Raw genomic sequence first — 3,196 nt, forward strand, 5'->3', positions numbered from 1 at the left:
TCAATGCACCTTGGTATAAGCGACAATCCTGGAGGGTGGCAGCCGCAGCGATGCGGCTCGGATTGGCGGGGTGACGCTGCAAATCGTGCGGGACTGGGTGCTGCGCTTCAACGCACAAGGTCCTGACGGACTGGTGAGGCGAAAGGCACCGGGGCCCGATACGATCCTTGACGATAGTCACCGCCGGGCTCTGGAGGAAATCATCGAGGCGGGCCCCATTCCTGCGGTTCATGGCGTGGTTCGTTGGCGTATCATCGATCTCGTGCAGTGGCTGTGGGACGAATTCCGCCTGTCGATCAGCAAGCAGGCACTGGGCCACGAACTGCGCACCATGGGCTACCGCAAGCTCTCGGCACGGCCGCGCCATCGGGGACAGCGGCCGGAAGACATTGCCGCTTTTAAAAAGCCTTCCCCACCCGTCTGGCGCAAATCCGCAAAAGCCTGCCCAAAGGCACGCCCATAGAGCTGTGGTGGCAGGATGAAGCCCGGTTCGGCCAGAAGACGCAGATCACACGCCGCTGGGCCAAGCGAGGCACAAGACCTGTCGCGCCGCGGGACCTGCGCCGGGCATCGGCATGGATCTTCGGTGCGATCTGTCCGGCCGAGGGGAAAGGCGCCGCGCTGGTCATGCCTCGCTGCAACAGCGAGGCCATGGACATGCATCTGGCCGAGATCAGCAGCCAGGTCGCGCCCGGTGCCCATGCCGTCATCCTGCTCGATCAGGCCGGATGGCATCTATCGGGAAAGCTCGCCGTCCCGCCGAACATCACCCTCCTGCCGCTGCCGCCCAAGTGCCCGGAGCTCAATCCGGTCGAGAACGTGTGGCAGTTCATGCGTGAAAACTGGCTCTCCAACCGCATCTTCACGTCCTACGACAACGTCGTCGATCACTGCTGTCATGCCTGGAACAAGCTCATCGACCAGCCATGGCGCATCATGTCCATCGGATTGCGGAAATGGGCCCATGGGTTCTGATCAGAGAGTCTTGGTATGAGCCATAAGGATCGCGACGCGCGTTGGACGCTGAAGTTCACCAAGGCAAAGCCCCGTGATGACGGTACGGTTCCGGCCATGGACCTCGCCATTCCGGCCTTTGGTTACAAGAACCATATCTTCATCGACCTGCGATACAGGCTGATCAGGCGCTGGAAGGCGACCGACGCCAGCGCCCATGACGGGGCGCGTTTACGCGAAGGGCTGCTGGATCGCAGCAACACCGACTCGGCTGTTTGGCCGGATACCGCCTATCGCTCGGCCGCCAACGAGCACTATATGGAGCGACATGGCTTCGTCTCCAAGGTCCACCACAAGAAGCCACCGCATCGCGCGCATTGCCTCACTCATTTTGCTCCTGAGTGACGGGCTGTTGCCTCATCTAGTGGATTGACTCCAACGTTTGGAACCCTCGATTTCGAGCGGCGATAATGTCGTCCGGCTTGGCCTTCCAGATGAAGGGCTTGGGGTTGTCGGCGTTGTATTCCCGGATGAACCGGTTGATGGCCGCCTGAAGGTCGACGACAGAGTGGAAGACGCCGTGCTTAAGGCGCCGCCTGGTCAGCTTTGCGAAGAAGCCCTCGACGGCATTGAGCCATGAGGAAGAAGTTGGCGTGAAGTGGAAAGTCCAGCGCGGATGGCGGGCGAGCCACTCCTGGACCTTGTCCTTCTTGTGTGCGGCATAGTTGTCGAGGATTACGTGGATCGCCTTGTCCTTGGGCACTTCGCGCTCGATCCGATTGAGGAAGCGGATGAACTCCTGGTGGCGGTGACGCTGCATGTTCTGCCCGATGACGGTTCCGTCGAGTACGTTGAGTGCAGCGAACAGCGTGGTCGTGCCGTGACGTTTGTAGTCGTGCGTCAGCGTGCCGGCGCGCCCCTTCTTCATCGGCAGACCTGGCTGGGTGCGGTCGAGAGCCTGTATCTGCGACTTCTCGTCGATCGACAGGACCACCGCATGGGCAGGCGGGTCGACATAAAGACCGACGATCTCGGTGAGCTTCTCGGCGAAAGCCGGATCGTTCGACAGCTTGAAGCTGCGCCAGCGATGCGGAGCAAGGCCATGCGCCTTCCAGATCGACTGCACTGTCGAAACGGCAAGCCCGACCGTCTTGGCCATCGCGCGCGCCGTCCAGTGGGTCGCCTCATGCGGGGGCGGTTCCTGCGTCAGCCGGACAATCTCGGCCACGCGCTTGGGCACCACCGGCGCCTTGCCGGGCGGACGGGACTTGTCGCGAAGAAGGCCATCGACGCCTTCGTGCATGAAACGCTCCTGCCAGCGCCACACGCAGGTCTTCGACTTGCCTGTGGCCGCCATGATCGCCGAAGTGCCCAGGCCATCGCCGCTCAAGAGCACGATACGGGCGCGCCAGACATGTTTCTGCGGACTCAAGGGCGCCGACACGATGTCGTCCAGGCGTAGACGGTCGGAAGCCGAAACGGTGAAGCTGATGCCATCGCGCATCCTGTGAGACTGACACGCCTGCAAGCCGCTGGGAATCCCCAACCGGACTCTTTCGTTCCGGTCAATCCACTAGAATGCTCCCGGCAACGGTTGGGAGGGAACGATGAGGAAGGTGAGCATGGCAACGCGGAAAGAATTGATCGAGGCGGTCGGCGCGCGATACCGGGCAAGCGATCGGTCGAGTAAAGGCAAGGTGCTCGACGAGTTCGTTGCGGTCACGGGGTTCCATCGCAAACATGCGATGCGGGTTCTCCGGCAGGAGGCATCGGACCGAACTCCTGAGCGTGTCGGGCGCAGGATCTACGATGAAGCTGTGCGCACTGCGCTAGTGGTGTTGTGGGAGGCGAGCGACCGTTTATGCGGCAAGCGGCTAAAGCCGCTCATTCCGATCCTTGTCGAAGCGATGGAAAGTCATGGCCACCTCGATCTGGCACCGCAGGTCAAGGCCAGTCTGTTCCAGATGAGCCCGGCGACTATCGACCGTTCACTGAGCGCCATACGCGAGGCAGGCCAGACGAAGAAGCGGCGGCGTGGCGTATCTGGAACCGAGCTGCGGCGCAGCGTACCGATCCGTACATTCGACGACTGGGGTGATCCGGCGCCGGGGCACATGGAGGTCGATCTGGTCTCGCACAGCGGACCGGCAGCAAAAGGTAGCTGGGCCTGGACGTTCACTTTGACCGACATCGCGACGGGCTGGACTGAATGCGCACCGTAATACCAAGGTGCATTGATCAG

At 61.9% G+C, this 3,196-nt stretch carries 1 protein-coding gene and 3 pseudogenes; 3 read left to right on the plus strand and 1 reads right to left on the minus strand.

The genetic code is table 11. From position 1 onward, the window contains the following. Positions 1-34 precede the first annotated feature (34 nt). Both J3474_RS22855 and J3474_RS22495 read left to right on the plus strand, forming a co-directional pair. Positions 35-975: pseudogene (locus J3474_RS22855) on the plus strand (IS630 family transposase); the annotation flags it as partial. Between the two features lie 15 nt (positions 976-990). Further along, positions 991-1,359 (plus strand): annotated as a pseudogene (locus J3474_RS22495) (transposase); the annotation flags it as partial. A gap of 16 nt (positions 1,360-1,375) precedes the next feature. Here J3474_RS22495 and J3474_RS22500 read toward each other — a convergent pair. Next, the gene (locus J3474_RS22500; protein WP_207095711.1) at positions 1,376-2,458 is read right to left on the minus strand and encodes an IS630 family transposase; all 1,083 of its coding nucleotides are present in this window, start codon (positions 2,456-2,458) and stop codon (positions 1,376-1,378) included. Positions 2,459-2,561: 103 nt separating this feature from the next. On the opposite strand from J3474_RS22500, the pseudogene J3474_RS22505 reads away from it, so the two are divergent. After that, a pseudogene (locus tag J3474_RS22505) lies at positions 2,562-3,173 on the plus strand (transposase); the annotation flags it as partial. Positions 3,174-3,196: the final 23 nt, after the last annotated feature.

Origin of the sequence: Novosphingobium sp. PY1 (assembly GCF_017312445.1) — a bacterium.
Taxonomy (GTDB): Bacteria; Pseudomonadota; Alphaproteobacteria; order Sphingomonadales; family Sphingomonadaceae; genus Novosphingobium.